This is a genomic window from Klebsiella sp. RHBSTW-00215, assembly GCF_014103785.1.
Classification (GTDB): Bacteria; Pseudomonadota; Gammaproteobacteria; order Enterobacterales; family Enterobacteriaceae; genus Klebsiella.
The window spans coordinates 4416985-4436484 of sequence record NZ_JABXQS010000001.1 but is presented as its reverse complement, the minus strand read 5'-3'; the positions used below and the strand labels follow the sequence as shown (position 1 = coordinate 4436484).

21 protein-coding genes are annotated in these 19500 nt (G+C 54.3%); 9 read left to right on the top strand and 12 right to left on the bottom strand.

What is annotated here, in order from left to right:
• Nucleotides 1-157 precede the first annotated feature (157 nt).
• On the top strand, nt 158-697 hold the full coding sequence (locus tag HV127_RS20985) for an RNA 2'-phosphotransferase (RefSeq protein ID WP_182238470.1): 540 nt from the start codon (nt 158-160) through the stop codon (nt 695-697).
• 38 nt (nt 698-735) lie between these two features.
• Here the strand turns inward: HV127_RS20985 and HV127_RS20980 are convergent, their stop codons facing one another.
• A complete protein-coding gene (locus HV127_RS20980; protein ID WP_182238468.1) occupies nt 736-1278 on the bottom strand; it encodes an AAA family ATPase in 543 nt (180 codons plus the stop codon).
• Between the two features lie 269 nt (nt 1279-1547).
• Between HV127_RS20980 and ansP the strand changes: the two genes are divergently transcribed.
• Complete coding sequence (ansP, locus tag HV127_RS20975) at nt 1548-3017, top strand: L-asparagine permease (RefSeq protein WP_182238466.1); 1470 nt, start codon at nt 1548-1550, stop codon at nt 3015-3017.
• A gap of 170 nt (nt 3018-3187) precedes the next feature.
• Here ansP and HV127_RS20970 read toward each other — a convergent pair whose 3' ends face one another.
• Together HV127_RS20970 and HV127_RS20965 are read right to left on the bottom strand one after the other, a co-directional pair.
• Entirely contained in the window at nt 3188-3409 is a 222-nt protein-coding gene (locus HV127_RS20970) for a YgdI/YgdR family lipoprotein (RefSeq protein WP_112216843.1), read from the bottom strand.
• 141 nt (nt 3410-3550) lie between these two features.
• Complete coding sequence (locus tag HV127_RS20965; protein WP_182238464.1) at nt 3551-4612, bottom strand: YncE family protein; 1062 nt, start codon at nt 4610-4612, stop codon at nt 3551-3553.
• Between the two features lie 261 nt (nt 4613-4873).
• Between HV127_RS20965 and pqqU the strand changes: the two genes are divergently transcribed.
• The gene (pqqU, locus tag HV127_RS20960) at nt 4874-6985 is read left to right on the top strand and encodes a TonB-dependent receptor PqqU (RefSeq protein ID WP_182238462.1); all 2112 of its coding nucleotides are present in this window, start codon (nt 4874-4876) and stop codon (nt 6983-6985) included.
• A gap of 90 nt (nt 6986-7075) precedes the next feature.
• On the opposite strand, the gene HV127_RS20955 is transcribed toward pqqU, so the two are convergent.
• Nucleotides 7076-7375, bottom strand: coding sequence for a DUF406 domain-containing protein (locus HV127_RS20955; RefSeq protein ID WP_110274828.1), 300 nt, complete (start codon nt 7373-7375; stop codon nt 7076-7078).
• 298 nt (nt 7376-7673) lie between these two features.
• On the opposite strand from HV127_RS20955, the gene rihA reads away from it, so the two are divergent.
• Nucleotides 7674-8609 (top strand): pyrimidine-specific ribonucleoside hydrolase RihA, encoded by a 936-nt coding sequence (gene rihA, locus HV127_RS20950; protein WP_182238460.1) that lies wholly within the window; start codon nt 7674-7676, stop codon nt 8607-8609.
• Nucleotides 8610-8656: 47 nt separating this feature from the next.
• On the opposite strand, the gene HV127_RS20945 is transcribed toward rihA, so the two are convergent.
• On the bottom strand, nt 8657-9694 hold the full coding sequence (locus tag HV127_RS20945) for an NADP-dependent oxidoreductase (protein WP_182238458.1): 1038 nt from the start codon (nt 9692-9694) through the stop codon (nt 8657-8659).
• A 213-nt stretch (nt 9695-9907) separates the two neighbouring features.
• Complete coding sequence (locus tag HV127_RS20940; RefSeq protein ID WP_182238456.1) at nt 9908-10483, bottom strand: XRE family transcriptional regulator; 576 nt, start codon at nt 10481-10483, stop codon at nt 9908-9910.
• A gap of 158 nt (nt 10484-10641) precedes the next feature.
• On the opposite strand from HV127_RS20940, the gene HV127_RS20935 reads away from it, so the two are divergent.
• Both HV127_RS20935 and HV127_RS20930 read left to right on the top strand, forming a co-directional pair.
• On the top strand, nt 10642-11160 hold the full coding sequence (locus tag HV127_RS20935; protein WP_182238454.1) for a GNAT family N-acetyltransferase: 519 nt from the start codon (nt 10642-10644) through the stop codon (nt 11158-11160).
• Nucleotides 11157-11606 carry a DMT family transporter gene (locus HV127_RS20930; RefSeq protein WP_182238452.1) on the top strand — a complete coding sequence of 150 codons (450 nt, stop codon included), beginning with the start codon at nt 11157-11159 and terminating at the stop codon, nt 11604-11606. Before HV127_RS20935 ends, HV127_RS20930 begins: the two co-directional genes overlap by 4 nt.
• A gap of 100 nt (nt 11607-11706) precedes the next feature.
• On the opposite strand, the gene HV127_RS20925 is transcribed toward HV127_RS20930, so the two are convergent.
• A complete protein-coding gene (locus HV127_RS20925; RefSeq protein ID WP_182238450.1) occupies nt 11707-11940 on the bottom strand; it encodes a DUF2526 family protein in 234 nt (77 codons plus the stop codon).
• A 17-nt stretch (nt 11941-11957) separates the two neighbouring features.
• Nucleotides 11958-13556 carry an ABC transporter substrate-binding protein gene (locus HV127_RS20920; RefSeq protein WP_182238448.1) on the bottom strand — a complete coding sequence of 533 codons (1599 nt, stop codon included), beginning with the start codon at nt 13554-13556 and terminating at the stop codon, nt 11958-11960.
• 273 nt (nt 13557-13829) lie between these two features.
• On the opposite strand from HV127_RS20920, the gene HV127_RS20915 reads away from it, so the two are divergent.
• Entirely contained in the window at nt 13830-15263 is a 1434-nt protein-coding gene (locus HV127_RS20915) for an aldehyde dehydrogenase (protein WP_182238446.1), read from the top strand.
• Between the two features lie 3 nt (nt 15264-15266).
• On the opposite strand, the gene HV127_RS20910 is transcribed toward HV127_RS20915, so the two are convergent.
• Complete coding sequence (locus HV127_RS20910; protein WP_182238444.1) at nt 15267-16067, bottom strand: alpha/beta hydrolase; 801 nt, start codon at nt 16065-16067, stop codon at nt 15267-15269.
• A 71-nt stretch (nt 16068-16138) separates the two neighbouring features.
• Nucleotides 16139-16312: a GhoT/OrtT family toxin gene (locus HV127_RS20905; protein ID WP_110274759.1), complete on the bottom strand. Its 174-nt coding sequence runs from the start codon at nt 16310-16312 to the stop codon at nt 16139-16141.
• 197 nt (nt 16313-16509) lie between these two features.
• Between HV127_RS20905 and yncL the strand changes: the two genes are divergently transcribed.
• Nucleotides 16510-16605: a stress response membrane protein YncL gene (yncL, locus tag HV127_RS20900; protein ID WP_110274760.1), complete on the top strand. Its 96-nt coding sequence runs from the start codon at nt 16510-16512 to the stop codon at nt 16603-16605.
• Between the two features lie 49 nt (nt 16606-16654).
• Here the strand turns inward: yncL and HV127_RS20895 are convergent, their stop codons facing one another.
• A complete protein-coding gene (locus HV127_RS20895) occupies nt 16655-16939 on the bottom strand; it encodes a hypothetical protein (RefSeq protein WP_181482350.1) in 285 nt (94 codons plus the stop codon).
• 582 nt (nt 16940-17521) lie between these two features.
• Between HV127_RS20895 and HV127_RS20890 the strand changes: the two genes are divergently transcribed.
• Nucleotides 17522-17644, top strand: coding sequence for a small membrane protein (locus HV127_RS20890; RefSeq protein WP_182238442.1), 123 nt, complete (start codon nt 17522-17524; stop codon nt 17642-17644).
• 427 nt (nt 17645-18071) lie between these two features.
• Here the strand turns inward: HV127_RS20890 and patD are convergent, their stop codons facing one another.
• On the bottom strand, nt 18072-19499 hold the full coding sequence (patD, locus tag HV127_RS20885; RefSeq protein WP_182238440.1) for an aminobutyraldehyde dehydrogenase: 1428 nt from the start codon (nt 19497-19499) through the stop codon (nt 18072-18074).
• Nucleotide 19500 lies beyond the last annotated feature (1 nt).

Here is a 19500-nt window from a genome sequence, read left to right as displayed (position 1 = left end):
TTATAGGCGCACAGGGAGCGAAGAAACAGCCTCTTTCAGCCTCTTCTGGCCGCACGTTATGGATCATCGCTGATAAAAAAACCATTGGTCAATGTTATGAGTAATATGAAAGCACGCTAATCACTCCCCCTCAACAAGGAAGCAAGGGTTAAATTTAATGAGCAAATCACATACAGAAGTGAGTAAATTTTTAAGTTATGTCTTACGCCATCAGCCCGAAGCCATCGGACTGAGACTGGATAACGAAGGCTGGGCGGATATCGACACATTGATTGCCTGCGCGGCCAGAGAACGCGTGCAGCTCGACAGGCAGCTCATTCAATCAATTGTTGAAAACAACGATAAAAAGCGCTTTGCCATTTCAGCCGATGGCCAACGCATCCGCGCGGTTCAGGGGCACTCTTCCCGACAGGTTGATATCACGTTTATTGCAACAACGCCGCCTGAGTTTTTATTTCATGGGACCGCAACGCGATTTGTTGATGCGATCCGTGAGCAGGGGTTGATTCCCGGTGCCAGACAATATGTGCATCTGTCCGACAACGAAACAACCGCGGCTGAGGTGGGACAACGTTACGGTAAGCCCGTGGTGCTGAAAATTAATGCCTTATCGATGTATAAGCAGAACATTGAGTTTTATCAGGCGGAGAATGGCGTTTGGTTAACGGCGGCGGTGCCCGCGAAGTTTATCGAATGATAAGACAATCCCGGAGGCGGCGCGGCGCGCCTCCTGGTTCACGTCCGGCATTGCTGTTGAAGCTCGCGGACTAACGCCTCGGTCTGCTGTTGGTTGCGCAAACGCACAAAGCGGATATGTTGATATTGTGGGTCCTGCATATCCTCCAGATAGCGCTGGCGATTATTACGCCAGGTCTTTAGCGTCCAGAGAATAATGGATTCCCGACTAAAGAAGGAGCGGCGGAAGGTTTCGCAATTGCCGGTGCCAGGCCATAGCTCCTGTCGGCGGCTTGCACGGGAGGCCGCCCGCCATACCGCCTGGCGGAAGGTGCGCCAGAAGCTATAATCCACCCACACCACCAAATCAACCTCACGCCATTTCACCGCACGACTGCGGTTGTAGTTACCGTCCAACACCCAGCCTGGCGCGTCGAGAGCAGCGGCAAGTTTGGCGTAAAACTCATCATCCGGCGTCCCTTGCCACTCCGGCCGCCAGTAAAGCACATCCATTTCGATATAAGGTAATGACAGTTCCTGAGCCAGCCGACGCGCGAGGGTAGATTTGCCGACGCCGCTGGTCCCTACTACGTTGATTTTCATCGTTGTCTCTCGGGCAAAACGCGGGTTGAGAATAATAGCGCAATAACGTCGCAAGCGATGAGCAAAATTATCTGACCATTCTCCTGCCGTCAGAAAATAACCGATCTCCTTGATATTTAAGCAAGTGCTGTCCGCTAATGTTTTGCGTGCGTCCATTTTGTGATGCGTGTAGGATTCTCCGCCATGTTGGCTTATCTCATTCACCAGAATGATGGGGGGGCCAGCATCACGAACCACTCATGGACATTGACAGGAAAATAGCAATATCAATGAATACGAAACACACTACTGTGGCGGAGCAGCATGCTGCAAAACGCCACTGGCTGAACTCGCAAGAGTCCGGTTATCACAAGGCAATGGGCAACCGTCAGGTGCAGATGATCGCCATCGGCGGTGCCATCGGTACCGGTTTATTCCTCGGCGCGGGCGCGCGCTTACAGATGGCAGGTCCCGCGCTGGCGCTGGTTTATCTGGTCTGCGGCCTGTTCTCGTTCTTTATTTTACGCGCGCTGGGCGAACTGGTGCTTCACCGCCCTTCCAGCGGCAGCTTCGTCTCCTACGCCCGTGAGTTCCTTGGCGAAAAAGCCGCTTACGTTGCGGGCTGGATGTACTTTATCAACTGGGCGATGACCGGCATTGTCGATATCACCGCCGTTGCGCTGTATATGCACTACTGGGGCGCATTTGGTGATGTTCCGCAGTGGGTTTTCGCCCTTGGCGCGCTGGCGATTGTCGGCACCATGAACATGATCGGGGTGAAATGGTTCGCCGAGATGGAGTTCTGGTTCGCGTTGATAAAAGTGCTGGCGATCGTGGCGTTTCTGGTGGTTGGGACTATTTTCCTCGGCAGCGGCAAGCCGCTGGACGGCAACGCCACCGGCTTCCATCTGATTACCGATAACGGCGGCCTGTTCCCACACGGTCTGCTACCCGCGCTGGTGCTGGTGCAGGGCGTGGTTTTCGCCTTCGCCTCTATCGAACTGGTTGGTACCGCTGCTGGCGAGTGTAAAGACCCGCAGACCATGGTGCCACGTGCGATCAACAGCGTTATCTGGCGTATCGGCCTGTTCTACGTGGGTTCGGTGCTGTTGCTGGTTTTGCTGCTGCCGTGGAATGCTTATCAGGCCGGGCAAAGTCCGTTCGTCACCTTTTTCTCGAAGCTGGGCGTGCCGTATATCGGCAGCGTGATGAATATCGTGGTGTTAACCGCTGCGCTCTCCAGCCTGAACTCCGGTCTCTATTGCACCGGGCGCATTCTGCGTTCCATGTCGATGGGCGGTTCCGCGCCGCAGTTTATGTCGAAAATGAGCCGCCATCATGTGCCTTACGCCGGGATTCTGGCGACGCTGGCGGTCTACGTGGTCGGGGTATTCCTCAACTATCTGGTGCCTTCGCAGGTATTCGAGATTGTCCTTAACGTCGCTTCGCTGGGGATAATCGCTTCGTGGGGCTTTATCGTGGTGTGTCAGATGCGCCTGCGTAAAGCGATTAAGGAAGGCAAAGCGGCGGACGTCAGCTTCAAAATGCCGGGCGCGCCATTCACTTCCTGGCTGACTCTGCTGTTCCTGCTGAGCGTGCTGGTATTAATGGCTTTCGACTATCCGAACGGTACTTATACTATCGGCTCGATTCCGCTGATTGCCGTGTTGCTGGTTGCGGGATGGTTTGGCGTGCGTAAACGCGTGCAGGCCATTCATAGCACCGCGCCGGGGATAGAAAACAGCAATAAACGAGATTGATAACAAACCAGCGTTTCTGCCGGGCGGTGGCTGACGCCTTGCCCGGCCTACAAAACCCACAACATCAATAAATTGTGCATTTTTCGTAGGCCCGGTAATGCGCTAGCCGCCACCAGGCAATTCCAGAAAGGTGCACTTTGTCAGCAATCTGAAACCACTCTTGTTAGTACTTAATTATCTTCAACCAACTGAGCGACATCGCTGCTGTTGATCTGGCGCTGGTTGCCTGACTCATCGGTATAGCTGGTCATGCCGGTATCTTTATCCAGCTTCGGCTTACCCTGAGTCACAATCGTCTGCCCGCTTTTTGTTGTCATCACGTAGTTTGAGCTACAGCCCGCCAGAAGAGCCAGCATCGCGCCAGCGCACACAACCATTAATGATTTTTTCATCTTTTCTCCAGGATTAATGCCACCGTCCCGCTTTCGCAGGGAAGAGGTAAGTGTATAACCATTAAATTTATCAGGCTAACAAGGGTTTGTAACAGAGGGTGATATGGGGGGGACAGGAGGGGTTGCCCCCTCCTGAGAAGATTACAGCGCGATGCGGATAACGTCATCCGGCTGAGTCGCTTCTTTCTGACGAGTCGATTCCTGCTTCACGCTGACGTACAGCGTTTTACCATCAGCGGAAAGTGTCAGGCTGTTCGGGTGAGTCGGGGTTTTGAAGGTCTTGACCACTTTATAGCTCTTACCATCAATCACGCTCACTTCACCAGCTTTACGATGCGTCACGTAGGCTTCATTGCGGGTCGGGTTAAACAGCACGGCCAGAGACTCCGGCGCGGCGATTTTCTCCAGCACTTTGCCATCGCGAATATCAACCACCAGCACTTCCGGCTGTTTGCCGTCGGTAATAAAGGCGCGGTGACCGGCAGTATCGAGGCTCAGGTTCAGGTAGAAGTGCTCTTTGCCGTCATCCTGCAGCTTTTTGCGTGACAGGATCTTGTTGCTGGTGCTGTCGATAGTCACCAGCTCGCCATCAGCGTTGGTGGTGTAGATACGATTGGCCTGGGCATCCACCGCCAGGCCCGTTGCCATTGCGCCAGTATTAGCAATGGTATCTTTCAGCGTCAGCTTGTCACCATCAACCACCCAGATCACGCTCTCTTTACCGAGACCCGTGATGTAGACAGTATTGGTTTTCTCGTTGACCGCCAGTTCACGCGGGGCCAGCGGGCGTACGGTTTCGCTACGTTCGCGGGAGTCGAGTACCAGACGCCCTTTCACCTTGCCGGTTTTGGCATCAATCGCCGTCACGGTGCTGTCGGTGGTGTTGCCAAACCACAGGGTTTGGGTGGCGTTGTTGATGGTCGCGCCGAACGGTTTCAGGTCGTTATGAATAACCTGAGTCACCTCAAGGGTCGTCGGGTCAAGACGATAAACGATACCGCCTTTATCCAGCGAACGGCTCTGAGACGTGGCCACCCACAGCGCATTTTCTTGCTGGCTATAAGCCATTTCGTATGCGCCCTTGCCGACGGCCTTGCGCAGCATTTCTTCCGCCGCGTGAGCGCTGAAGCTCCCCGCCAGCAGCAATGAAGTTAATAACAGTGAACGGCGCAGACGCGGCGCGGACAGATGACGTAATGACATAACGACTCCCTTTGATAAAACAAATATGTGCCTGCTCGACAGTGCTTCCGGGCGCAAAATCATTGCTTTACGCCATTTACGGAATGCGAATAGTAATCATTATTTATCTCAATGTGGAGCATTAATTACGTATAGTGGCCTTGTGATCACGCAATTCCTGCTATTTGTTAACTCAAATATCGTTAAGTCTTTTCAAATAATTTACAATAGAGTTAACATATATACATATGTTCCATTTGGTTCGTTTTGCGAGTAACTCTGATGAAAATCCTTTCCGTGCGCGCCGCCGCGCTCCCCGCCCTGCTTCTGCCGCTGGTTGCCAGCGCGCCAACCGCCAGCGCCGCTGAACAAACCATGGTCGTCACCGCTGCGCCATCTACGGTTTCTGAACTCGATACCCCAGCCGCCGTGAGCGTGGTTAACGGCGATGAAATGCGCCAGGCCGCGCCGCGCGTAAACCTCTCCGAGTCGCTGGGCGCGGTTCCCGGCCTCCAGGTACAAAACCGACAAAACTACGCCCAGGATCTGCAGCTTTCTATTCGCGGCTTCGGCTCCCGCTCGACCTACGGCGTGCGCGGGCTGCGCATATACGTCGACGGTATTCCGGCCACCATGCCCGATGGTCAGGGGCAAACCTCGAATATTGACATTGGCAGCCTCGACTCGCTTGAGGTGCTGCGCGGCCCCTTTTCCTCGCTGTACGGCAACTCTTCCGGCGGAGTAATTAATGCCACTAGCCAGACCGGCAGCCAGCCGCCAACCATCGAAGCCAGCAGCTACTACGGTAGCTTCGGTACCTGGCACTACGGCATGAAAGCAACCGGCGCTGTTGGTGACGGTACGCACGCGGGCGACGTCGACTACGTGGTTTCCACCAACCGCTTCACCACCCACGGCTCCCGCGACCATAGCGGCGCGCGTAAGAATCTCGCCAACGCGAAGCTCGGCGTGCGCATCAATGACGTCAGTAAGCTGACCCTGCTGTTTAACAGCGTGGATATTAAAGCTAATGACGCGGGCGGCCTGAGCTATAACGAATGGCAAAATAATCCGCGCCAGTCGCCAAGAGGTGATGAGTACAATACCCGCAAAACCATCAAACAGACCCAGGCCGGTTTGCGCTATGAGCGCCAGCTGGGCGAGCAGGACGATCTGAGCGTAATGATGTACGCCGGTGAGCGCGAAACCACGCAATATCAGTCGATTCCACGCGCGCCGCAGCTTAACCCGACCCATGCGGGCGGCGTTATCGACCTGACCCGACACTATCAGGGGATTGATACCCGCTGGACCCACCGCGGCGAGCTGCTGGTACCGGTCACCTTTACCACCGGTCTCGATTACGAAACCATGAGCGAGCGCCGCAAAGGCTTCGAAAACTTTGTCATGAGCAACGGCGCGCCGCAGTACGGCGAAAAGGGCGACCTGCGCCGCAATGAACGTAATCTGATGTGGAATATCGACCCGTATCTGCAAACTCAGTGGCAGCTTACCGAGAAACTTTCGCTGGACGCCGGGGTGCGCTACAGCTCGGTGTGGTTCGATTCTAATGACTACTACATTACCCCAGGCAACGGCGATGATAGCGGCGATGCCAGCTATCACAAGTGGCTGCCAGCGGGCTCGCTAAAATATGCAGTAACCGACGCGTGGAATCTGTACGTTTCCGCCGGTCGCGGCTTCGAAACGCCAACGATTAACGAGCTTTCGTATCGTTCCGGCAACCAGGGCGGCCTGAACTTTGGTCTCCAGCCGTCAACCAACGAAACCGTCGAAATTGGCAGCAAGGCGCGTATTGGCAATGGCTTGTTAACCGCTGCGCTATTCCAGACTGATACCGATAATGAGATTGTGGTCGACGCCAGCAGCGGTGGGCGTACCAGCTATAAAAACGCCGGTAAGACCCGTCGTCAGGGGATGGAGCTGGGGCTGGATCAGCAGTTCGGCGATAGCTGGCGTTTGAAAGCAGCGTGGACCTGGCTGGATGCGACTTATCGCACCAACGTCTGCGACGACTCGAGCTGTAAAGGTAATCGTATTCCGGGGATAGCCCGCAATATGGGCTATGCGTCCTTCGGCTATCAGCCCGAAAAAGGCTGGTACGCGGGCAGCGATATTCGCTATATGAGCGATATTATGGCTAATGATGAAAACACCGCCAAAGCGCCGTCCTGGACGGTGGTCGGCCTGACGACCGGCTATAAATGGAGCTACGGCAAGGTGGATATGGATCTGTTTGGCCGCGTCGATAACCTGTTCGACCGCAGCTACGCGGGATCGGTTATCGTTAACGAATCCAACGGTCGCTACTACGAACCGGCACCGGGTCGCAATTATGGTGTCGGGCTGAATCTGGCATGGCGGTTTGAGTAACGGTTGCTTCTCTCATCAGGCTGCGTACTTTTCGTAGGCCCGGTAAGGCGCCAGCCGCCACCGGGCAATTTCCAAAACGCGCGCTTTACCTTAAATAATGTTTCTTAAGGACAATTCAAAAATAATCTTTTCCGCCTGGCAGGAGAAAGCGATAGAAACATCAAGCTTCACCTCATCACCTGCGGCCACAATGGTATAGTCAACCTGCGGCGGCTCGCTGGCGGGCGCTGCGGCTACAGCACGTTCGCGAACGGCTGCCAGTGTAGATTCCGCCTCCTCGCGTGATGGGAAAGTTTTCGCAACCTGCCAGACGCAATCCTCATTATCAATAATCGACCCAACATCGATGGCGCAACCTTTAGTACTGCATTTATCTACAACATCTTTCATCGTGGTAACCTCTTGAGTTTTCATCAGGATAAGAATCCGTCAGCAGAAAAGCAAACCATTAAAATTCGTATGGATTAGTCTTTGATCAGTATATGTCACTGGAAGAGTCAACTTCTTGCGCCATCGCATGGCGGTATCGTGAGTGCACACCGATAAAACACCACAGCTCATGCATCGTATCAACCCGCACTCAACTGCGATCAATCGTGCACGCCATCACACTATCCTGCGTTGTGCCTCGTCTATCCCGTTTTACAGCGTTACCCTTGTCACAAAACAACGCCAATAAGGAGCCACCATGGCACTGCCAGTAATTATCGATTGCGATCCGGGTCATGATGACGCGATTGCTCTCGTTCTTGCCCTCGCCTCACCCGAACTCGATGTTAAAGCCGTCACCTCGTCCGCTGGAAACCAAACGCCGGACAAAACTCTGCGCAACGTGCTGCGGATGCTCACCCTGCTGAAACGCCAGGATATCCCGGTGGCCGGCGGCGCGCTCAAGCCGCTGATGCGCGAGCTGATTATCGCCGACAACGTACACGGCGAAAGCGGGCTGGATGGTCCGGCGCTGCCGGAACCCGATTTTGCCGCGCAAAGCTGTACTGCCGTTGAACTGATGGCAAAAACACTGCGTGAAAGCGCCGAGCCGGTGACAATCGTGGCAACCGGGCCGCAAACCAACGTCGCGCTGTTGCTCAACAGCCATCCTGAACTGCATAGCAAAATCGCCCGCATTGTTATTATGGGCGGCGCGATGGTGTTGGGTAACTGGCAACCGGCGGTCGAATTTAATATTTACGTCGACCCGGAAGCGGCGGAGATCGTTTTTCAGTCCGGTATCCCGGTGGTGATGGCCGGTCTGGACGTCACCCATAAAGCGCAAATTCACGCCGAAGATATCGAACGCTTCCGCCGTATTGGCAACCCGATTTCGACGATTGTCGCCGAACTGCTCGATTTCTTCCTTGAGTACCATAAGGATGAAAAATGGGGCTTCGTCGGCGCGCCGCTGCACGATCCTTGCACCATTGCCTGGCTGCTGAAACCGGAGATGTTCACCACCATTGAACGCTGGGTCGGCGTGGAAACCCAGGGGAAATATACTCAAGGGATGACGGTGGTTGATTTCTACAACCTGACCGGGAAAGAGCCGAACGCCACGGTGATGCTCGACGTCGACCGTCAGGCGTTTGTTGACCTGCTGGCCGAGCGGCTGGCGTTTTACGCGTAACTCACGTCATAAACCCCGGCAGGCGCTACTGCCTGCCGGGAAATACGTCACTCATCTGGAGAGACGCGAACCACCACTTTACCGAAGTTCTCGCCCTTCAGCAGACCGATTAGCGCCTGCGGCGCGTTCTCCAGGCCTTCTACCACATGTTCGCGGTATTTGATTTTTCCTTCCTGCACCCAGCGCCCCATCTCCTGCTGGAACTCCGCAATGCGGTGGCCGTAATCCTGGCCGATAATAAAGCCCTGCATCCGAATGCGCTTTTTCAGGATTGTTGCCATCAGCAGCGGCAGACGATCCGGGCCGTCCGGCAGAGCGGTGGCGTTGTAGCCGCTGACCAGACCGCAAACCGGCACGCGGGCCGAGGTGTTTAACAGCGGCAGGACTTCGTCGAACACTTTGCCGCCGACGTTCTCATAATAGATATCGATTCCCTGCGGGCAGGCTTCGAGCAGCTTGACGGCAAAATCAGGCGCCCGGTGGTCGATACACACGTCGAACCCTAAGGTTTCGACCGCATAGCGGCATTTCTCGCTACCGCCAGCTATCCCCACCGTACGGCAACCTTTTAGCTTAGCGATTTGCCCGACCGTTGCGCCAACGGGCCCGGTTGCGGCGGCGACCACCAGCGTTTCGCCCGCTTTCGGCTGACCAATATCCAGCAGCCCCATATAGGCGGTAAAGCCCGGCATCCCCAGAATCCCCAGCGCCCAGGAGGGATGCTCAGGATTATCGCCTAACTTCACCAGCCCGCTACCGTCTGACAGTTCATAATCCTGCCAGCCGCCGTAGCTGAGCACCCAGTCTCCGGGCTGGAAATCGGCATGATTTGATGTCACGACGCGACTCACGGTACCGCCCACCATCACCGCGCCAATTGCCACTGGCGGCGAATAGGACGGGGCATCGCTCATACGCCCGCGCATATAAGGGTCTAATGATAAATAAACGGTACGCAGCAGTAGCTGCCCCGGCCCAGGAGAAGCGACATCGCCCTGTTCCAGGCGGAAATTTTCCCCGGTCGGCTCGCCATGTGGACGAGACGCCAGTAGCCAGCGGCGATGACGTTGTGGATTAAAAGCCATAACAAACTCCTCTGTTGACAAGTCTGTACTGAGGCTAGCTGCTTTCCCGGCAATACGCATTGACATTAAGAGCCTATCCCAGTAGGCGTTATTGGCGCAGACAGTTTGAACACGGACAGCGCGGAGAAACCGGAACGTACACGTAGTACGTGAGGATTTCGAGCACTGCCCAAGTTCAAAATGGCAAGTAAAATAGCCCTAATGGGATAGGCTCTAAGAGGCAGATTGATTGAGTCGAACGACCAGATAAACGCAAGGTTGCGCAGATTCATTAATAAAGCGGCAATCGTTAGGCGGCCCAAGCTCAAGGCAGTCTCCCGCCTGCATCTCGTGACGCGTGTTGCCTTCGACAAACACCAGTTCGCCCTGCTGCAGCCAGATAAGCTGGCGAGCCAGCGCATAAGAGGCCGCAGGCATCGGCACATCGCTGCCTGCCGGGAGTTCTATCTGCACCAGATCGATGGGCAGGTCACTGCGCGGGGATACGTGGCGGCGCAGATAGTGGCTCTGTGGGTCGCGCCACACTGGCTGGTTCGCCAAACGCAACAGCTTTCCTTCCTGCATCTCCGCACGAGCAATCAGCGTTGACATACTGATGCCAAATGCGCCGGAGAGTCGCCCAAGCATTGACGCCGTCGGGCTGCTTTCACCGCGTTCGATCTTATGGATCATCGCCCGTGACGCCCCCGCCCGCTCTGCCAGTTCACTCAGCGACCAGCCACGGGATTCCCGTTCGATACGGATGCGCGCGCTGATGCGCTGATTAAGGTTGTCTTCTAAAGTATTCATAACGTGACACTATAGTGTATGCGTCTGGCAGCAACAAGCGGTCGTAGCGAGCGGTATGACGCGACATAATAAAATATTATGACTAAAGCAGATGCAGCCTTTCGTACATTATTGTAATAATATCGTACTACTATAGTGTACAAACGTTGAGGTTTGCCATGACCATCCGCCATGCCAGTAAAGACGATTGCGCCGCGATCGCTGAAATCTATAACCACGCGGTAGTGCATACCGCCGCTATCTGGAACGACAAAATCGTCGATACGGACAACCGTATTGCCTGGTTTGAAGCCCGCCAGTTTGCCAGCTACCCGGTGCTGGTCAGCGAAGAAAATAGCGTCATCACTGGCTATTCCTCATTTGGTGACTGGCGCGCCTTCGACGGCTTTCGCCATACCGTCGAGCATTCCGTCTATGTTCACCCGGATCACCAGGGTAAAGGGTTGGGTCGCCGCCTGCTGGTTGCGTTAATCGCCGAGGCCAGGCGGTTGAATAAACACGTGATGGTTGCTGGTATCGAAGCGCAAAATGAGGCTTCTTTGCATCTGCATGAAACACTGGGGTTTGTCACCACCGGACACATGCCGCAGGTAGGCACGAAATTTGGTCGTTGGCTGGATCTGACGTTTATGCAATTACAGCTCGACGATCGTCGCGATCCGGACGGCAGCGCATGAACCAGACGCTGACCCTGGCCTGTTTAATTGCCGCAGGGGTTGGGCTGGTGCTGCAAAACACGCTGATGGTGCGCATTACCCAGTCCTCGTCCACTATTCTTATCGCGATGCTGCTTAACTCGCTGGTGGGTATTGTGATTTTCGTGACAATACTGATGCTACGCCACGGCGCGGCGGGGTTTCAGGAGCTGGCGGTTAGCGTGAAATGGTGGACGTTAATTCCCGGCCTGCTGGGGTCGTTCTTTGTTTTTGCCAGCATTAGCGGCTACCAGAACGTCGGAGCGGCGACCACGATTGCGGTGCTGATTGCCAGTCAACTGGTTGGCGGGCTGGTGATTGATCTAATCCGTGCGCACGACGTGCCGGTTCGCGCCCTGGTTGGCCCGCTGTGCGGGGCAGTGATGCTGGTGATTGGCGCCTGGCTGGTGGCCCGACGCCAGTTTTAAGCACTGATAGATATCACCGTGCTCGCATTTTCGCCGGGTGGCGGCTAGCGCCTTACCCGGCCTACAAAACTGGTGGCCAGGCACCAGTTTTAACAGCGATTTAATGAATTTCGCCGCCACGGGTCAACTGCTCGCGGCGCGCTTCCTGCTCTTCATGCTGCTGGCGACCATGATGAGCGATGGCATTACGCAAGCGCTGCTGCTGAGCATAGCGCTCTTCGCGTCCCAGTTCAGCGTCATCGCTCAGCGCGATCAGCAGTTCATTCATATGGGTAATGACGCCTTCCGCAATCGTGGCATCCACGCGGGCGATCACTTCATCCAGATGTCGCATTCTTTTCTCCTTGCGGCTTAATTCAGTTTTACTTTGGAAAAATCGCTGCCCATCAGGCTCACGCTATAGCCGCTGACGTTGCTGCGCGTCGCGTAGAAGGTTTTCCCGGTCGCCAGGGTTATCCACGGGGCCTGCTGATAAAAAATCTCCTGCGCCTGACCATACAGCTTCGCGCGCTCCTGCGGGTCGCTCACCAGGATAGCCTTTTTCACCAGCGCATCGTAGGATTTATCGCACCAGCGGGCGACGTTAGAGCCGGTTTTAATGTTGTCGCAGCTTAGCAAGGTGCCGGCGAAGTTGTCCGGATCGCCGTTATCAGACATCCAGCCAAACAGCGCGCTGTCGTGCTCGCCTTTACGCATTCCGGCGAGATATTCACCCCATTCATAGGTGACAATTTTGGCTTTTATCCCAACCTTGCTCCAGTCGTTCTGGATCATCTCCGCGATACGCCGCGAGTTAGGGTTATACGGGCGCTGTACCGGCATCGACCACAGGGTCACTTCCGCGCCCTTTTCCAGGCCAGCCTGCTTGAGCAGTTCTTTCGCCTTCTCAGGGTCATAGCCATAATCCGGTAGATCTTTCTTGTAGCCGAGCATATTGGCCGGAATCGGTGATTTCGCAACGCTACCGGAGTCCAGGAAGACCGCTTTAACAATCGCTTGTTTATCGGTCGCGTAGTTTAAAGCCTGACGCGCCAGCACGTTATCAAACGGTTTTTTCTCGGTATTGAACGCCAGATAGCCGACGTTAAGCGCTTCCACCGAATGCAGGGCCAGGTCTTTATTGCTTTTAATCACCGGGAACTGTACCGGCGACGGCGCAGGAATAATCTGGCATTCGTTGGTTTGCAGCTTCGCCAGACGCGTCTCGACGTTAGGGGTGATCGAGAAGATCAGATGTTTGGTCGGCACTTCACCATCCCAGTAATGCGGGTTAGCGATATAGCGAATCAGCGAGTCCACTTTATATTGTTGCAGCGCGTAAGGTCCCGTGCCGATAGGCCAAGTATCGACGTACTCCGGCGTGCCTTTTTTCAGCATTGCATCGCCGTATTCGGCAGAAAGAATCGACGCAAAATCCATCCCCCAATCTGCGAGGAACGCCGCATTCGGCTCGTTCAGGACGAACTGAACGTGATAGTCATCGATCTTTTTGACCTCTTTGATCAGCTTATCCAGCCCGACGTCGTGGAAATATTCGTAATTCCCTTGTGAAACATTATGGTACGGGTGTTTACCGTCTTTTTGACGCAGCACCGAGAACAACACATCATCGGCGTTAAAATCGCGGGTCGGTTTGAAGTATTTATTGCTGTTGAACTGCACGCCCTTGCGCAGGGTGAAGGTCCAGGTTTTGCCATCCGGGGAGACGGTCCACTCGGTCGCCAGTGACGGAATCGGCGTATTTTTTACCGGGTCAAAGTTGATCAGGCGATTATAGAGCACCTGCGAACTGGCGACAAAAGACGGCCCTGAGCTGGCAATCTGCGGGTTGAAAGATTCCGGCGAGGCTTCGGAACAGTAGACCAGCGTATCGCTCCCCGCCGCCAATGCAGTACCGGCTGGCAATAGCGCGCTTAGCGCCAGCGCAAGAAACGTTTTCCCTGTAGACATAGTTATAAGCCTTATGAATATTGTTATAAGAGCCTTAATAACAGCACAGGAATATTCCCCCGGCAAATAATCAATCGGTATCAGGTTATGCTGAAAACGTCGTTTTCGCCGATTAATTCAACACAAGCCTGTTTTTTCACCATTGGCATCATCAATAAATTGTGAAGTCTCCGAAAGGTTGGGAAAAAAGGGGGCGATTACCGCCCCGCTCGCCCCAGGACGCGGTGCAAACCGATACACTCGGCAAAATCGCCATACCAGGAGACGCTAACAATGACAATAACCTGCAATCTGTACACCAACGGCCAATGGCACGATGCCGAAGGTCATGCCACGTTTAGCCGCCATAGCCCGGTGACGGAAGAGATCGTTTCTGTCGCCAGTGCTGCAACGTTGACCGACGCTCGTCGCTGCGTGGAGGCCGCTGCCGCCGCTTTTCCACAATGGCGTGAAACGGCCCCCGTAGAGAGGCGTCGTCTTCTTCTGGAAGCCGCCGAGGAAATGCTGCGCCGTGAGGCTAAATTTATTGCCGCTATGGCGGCGGAAACCGGTGCTACCGCGCACTGGGCCGGGTTTAACGTCCATCTCGCCGCCGACATTCTACGCGAAGCCGCCGCGTTGACGACGCAGATCGAGGGGCAGGTTATCCCATCTAACGTACCGGGAAATCTGGCAATGGGTATCCGCCAGGGCGCGGGGGTTGTGCTCGGCATGGCACCGTGGAACGCGCCGTTAATCCTCGCGACCCGCGCTATCGCCACGCCGTTGGCCTGCGGCAATACGGTTATCCTCAAAGGCGCAGAACTGTCGCCTGCCACGCAAGGGCTGATTATTGATGCGCTGGCAGCAGCAGGTTTTCCCGCTGGGGTCGTCAACTATCTGACCTGTGCGCCCGCCGACGCACCTGAACTGGTGGAGTCGCTGATAGCGCATCCCGCCGTGCGCCGCGTTAACTTCACCGGTTCCACGCCGGTGGGGAGAATCATCGCCCGCACCTGCGGCGAACATCTGAAACCGGCGGTGCTTGAGCTTGGTGGCAAAGCCCCGCTGCTGGTGCTGGATGACGCCGACCTCGAACAAGCGGCGGCAGGCGCGATTTTTGGCGCGTTCGCCAATGCCGGGCAAATTTGCATGTCGACCGAGCGAATCATCATTGATAATGCCGTCGCAGATGAGTTTGTTTTGCTGCTGGCCAAACGAGCGGCAGCCCTCCCCGCCAGCCTTCTCGGGCCGGTAGTGGATATGAAAACCGTCACCCGCTGCAATACTCTGATAGACGATGCGCTGGCGAAAGGCGCACGTCTGCTAACCGGCGGCAAAGCCAGTTCGACGCAAATGCGCCCCACACTGCTTGATGGGGTCACCCGGGAAATGCGCATCTGGCGTGAAGAGTCTTTCGGCCCGGTGAAAGCGATTATCCGGGTTGAAGATGAAACGCAAGCGCTGGCCGTTGCCAACGAAAGCGAATATGGCCTCTCGTCGGCGGTTTACAGCCGGGACAGCGCCCGGGCGTGGAACCTGGCGCAAAACCTGCAAACCGGCATTTGCCACATCAACGGCCCTACCGTGCATGATGAAGCGCAAATGCCGTTCGGCGGCTGCAAATCTTCCGGGTATGGCCGCTTTGGCGGACGCGCGGGGATAGCCGAATTTACCGAACTGCGCTGGATAACGCTGCAAACCCGCCCGCGCGAACTGCCATTTTAAGCGTCACGACTTATTGGAGACCGCATCGTTAAGCTGACGTTCTGCCTCAGCGCTAAAGTAAAAATCGGCCAGCGTTTGGGCCAGCGCTGATGGATTTTCCCATGCCATTGAGTGCCCTGCCTGGGGCACAATAAACAGCGGGATTCCGACGGCTTTAACGTCAATGGCTTCCTGCGCGGGGAGAGAAAGTTCGCCGTAGACCAGGGCCTTACGGCAGGCTAAAGCGCTAAAGCGGGTAAACCAGGAAGGCGTAACACCTTTCACCAGGCTGCTTGCCCCGCGCCAGACGGCCCGGGGAGCGCTGTTTTGCAGGCAACCTGCCCAGGGTGATGTTTCAGCCGATAGCATGTCGCCGTAGCCCTGAGCAATAAAGCGCTCCTCAGGTTGTTCAGCAATGCGTCTGCTGTACATCCCTCCGCCGGGATAGAGATTCGGCTCGGCCACCAGCAGCGCCATTACTCGCTCAGCAAGCAGTTCTGCCGCTTCAATCGCAATGCTGCCCCCCATGCTGTGTCCATATAAATAGCAGCGTGTAAGCGCTAAGTGTTCCAGTAGTTCGACCACCACCTTTGCCTGATCGCCGGTGCGATAGCCAAAAGAGGCCGGTTTATCGCTATAGCCATAACCGGGTAAATCAACAAGGAGCATCCGCCGACCTGCCAGCGCGGGATCGGCGGCAACGCGAGGATAATCATACGTAGAGGCGCAGCCCAGGCCGTGAATAAAAACAATAGGTTCGCCGCGACCGGGCAGATCGAGCCAGCGCACGGTGGCGCCAGCCTGAGAGGAAAAGAAACTGTTCATCGATGACCATCCGTTAGTTATCACTGTTTTTTTAAACAGCCATCATATAACGCGGGTTATCGATTTTTAAATCAGAACAACGAGACCAGCAGCGCCATCGGGAAGCTGAACGGCCAGGTCGCGCCGATCAACAACGCGGCAAGCAGACGTATCCAACGGCTCTCTTTGGTTAAGAACCAGCTTATCACGGCACAGATACATCCCATAACGGCATAAAAAACCAGCATTTTCTGGTATACGGTCATTTTTTCTTCTTCCTTCCCTGATAAGCATTTTCACTAAAGACAATGCTCTTTCGCACCCCAGCGTGCATCAGAGATGATGAAATCTTAAAACAAAGGCAAGCATAATTTTCAGAAAGTCGATCGATTCGGCTTTGTCCGATAGCGCAATCTTTGACCTCGTACTATACCTGTAGAGGCTTACTCAAAAAGGTGGCGTTATGGATGTTTCCAGCAAAACCGTCATTCTGATTAATGTCGGCGCAGCACTTGCGCTCATCAGCCTGTTGTCCGTTCGTTTTGGTTGGTTTTACTGATTTTACTCAGCGATGAAACCTAAAAAAGCAGCCTTCAAGGGCTGCTTTTTTACGATTTGAAAGCGCCCGCATCAGCAGCAGACCCGCTTTTTTGCAAGGCAAGCACCTTCAGACTTTCAGGATTGTATGCCGGTAACAGATCGACTTTTTCACTATCCCACTCGGCAGCGATGCAGATAGCTTCCGGTACCCCCTGCTTTTCACATCCAATAATATGTTTAGCCGGGAAATTGCCGTAAAGAGTTGCCGTGGCGCAGACCACAAATAGAAAACATGCTATTTTTTTCAAAACAATATCAACTTCGAAGTAACAAATTGCGCGGAATGTTCGCATGAGCGGCTATGGAAAGTCAAACCCAGCCCCCTGGCCTTCCTGAAGTCGCCGCTCCATATGAAATTAACAAACAAGTTACATTTATGCGTATTCAAAATACCAGAGATAAATAACAAGCACCGCTCACGTTATTTCTATAACCCCCAAACACAACGATCGCACCCGATAATTAATAACACCAATATTAATGTGGTTTAATCTATAGCGTTATCGATAAATATAAATGCACATTAAACACAACATTGAAATTGCTACCTGAGAACGCAATACGGTTATCATGTCTCTCAGCCAGATGAGCGCTTCACATCCATCAGTATTCAAGATTAAAGCATTGATGAGACAATCTCACTATTAGCATGAAATGCGATTACTCCTGATTGTTGGCGAATTGAACCAAGATGAAAATTGCAAAAAATCAATTAATAAACATACTATTACCATCATCCATGTGAGTGTTTTGCATGATTTTTTCATTTAAATGATAGGAAATATCATTTGCGTTATCTGGCATAAAACCATACATTCATAAACGCAAGTTATGCAATGCTTGTTTTTCACTCATTCAATTCTTTGAGGTGGTACATGTCGGGAATCGCCGTTCTTATTGTGGCGTTAATTTTACTGATCGCTGCGATTTATAATCTCGTGTCTTACTTTCGCGATCGTAGGCAGTCGAGTTTACCGAGCAAAAAAACAAAACGTTAGCATGATAATTATTTTATAAAAATAAATTATGCGTTCGTGTTATTGATTATTGACGATACTCCGTCATTTATTCTTCTGGGTAAGGCCGCTTTAACCTGGCAGCAACATTTGCCAAAGTCACACCTGCACGCTGCTCTCAATCATTCGCAATAACCCATACAAAAAGCCCCTGCAAGCAATGCAGGGGCTTGATAGTCGTTGCCATTCCCGGCGGGTGTTATATCGCTCTACCCGCCCGGGGTACATCCTGCACCCAGGGTGGTTAACAGACCCCATCCGGCGCTTATCTCCGGCACTCATGATGGCTTAGCTCTTGAAGGGGTTTAAGAATACTCTCATAAAAAAATCCCTCTGTTTTAACATTTACTGCTATCGAAACTATTAGCAAGCTAATTTAGAGGGCGCGTAACTATATCGCATGCTCGTTCTATCCGTGTTTAATCATCACGTGTCTGACTACGGTGTAATCTTCCAGGCCATACATCGACATATCCTTGCCATAGCCGGAGAGTTTCTGTCCGCCGTGCGGCATCTCGCTGACCAGCATAAAATGGGTATTAACCCAGGTGCAGCCATACTGTAAACGCGCGCTGAGGCGATGCGCCCTGCCAACATCTTTAGTCCACACCGACGACGCCAGGCCATACTGCGAATCGTTAGCCCAGTTAAGCACCTGTTCTTCATCCTCAAACGACGTGACGCTCACCACCGGGCCAAAGACCTCGCGCTGCACGATCGCATCCTCTTGCTTAGCGCCCACCAATAGCGTGGGCTGATAGTAGTAGCCATGACCCGGTGCTTTGCTGCCGCCGGTCACCACCTGAATATGCGGCAGCGCGCGAGCAGCATCGACGGCGGCGCTTACTCTTTCAAGATGCGCCTGTGAGCTCAGCGGCCCCAGTTCGGTTGTTTCATCATCCGGGGGCCCCATCTTCAGGCTGGCGACCGCAGCGCCCAGTCTTTCCACCAGTTGATCGTAAATCCCTGCCTGCGCGTAGAGACGACAGGCGGCGGTACAATCCTGCCCGGCGTTGTAGAAACCAAAGGTCCGCACGCCCTCCACCACCGCATCAATATCCGCATCATCAAACACGATAACCGGCGCTTTGCCGCCCAGTTCCATATGGGTACGTTTAATCGACGAGGCAGTATGGCCGATGATATGCGCCCCGGTGGCAATTGAACCGGTTAATGACACCATTCGGACCTTAGCGTGGGCCGTCAGCGGATCGCCGACGGTTGCCCCGCGACCAAAAAGCACGTTAAGTACCCCGGCGGGAAAAATATCTTTTACCAGTTCGCCCAACTTCAGCGCAGTTAACGGGGTAATTTCTGAAGGTTTGATCACCACGCAGTTGCCTGCCGCCAGCGCGGGCGCCAGCTTCCATGCCGCCATCATCAACGGGTAGTTCCACGGTGCAATAGAGGCAACCACGCCCACCGGGTCCCGGCGGATCATGGAGGTATGTCCTTCAAGGTATTCACCCGCCGCCATCCCCGGCAGGCAGCGGGCCGCCCCGGCAAAGAAGCGGAACACGTCGGCGACCGCCGGGAGTTCATCGTTCACCACGCAGTGTAACGGCTTACCGCAGTTTAACGACTCCAGCTCAGCCAGCGCCTGCGCATGTTCCGTGATGGTATCTGCCAGCTTGAGCAGATACTCAGCACGGGTTTTCGGTGTGGTCTGGCTCCAGTTGACAAACGCCTCATCGGCGGCTTCAACCGCGGCATCCACCTGCGCCGCCGTGGCTTCGGCAATCGACAAAATCTCTTCGCCGGTGGCAGGATTAAACACCGGCACCATTTCGCCTTCCCCAGCCACTAACTTACCGTTAATTAAAAGGTTATGTTGCATA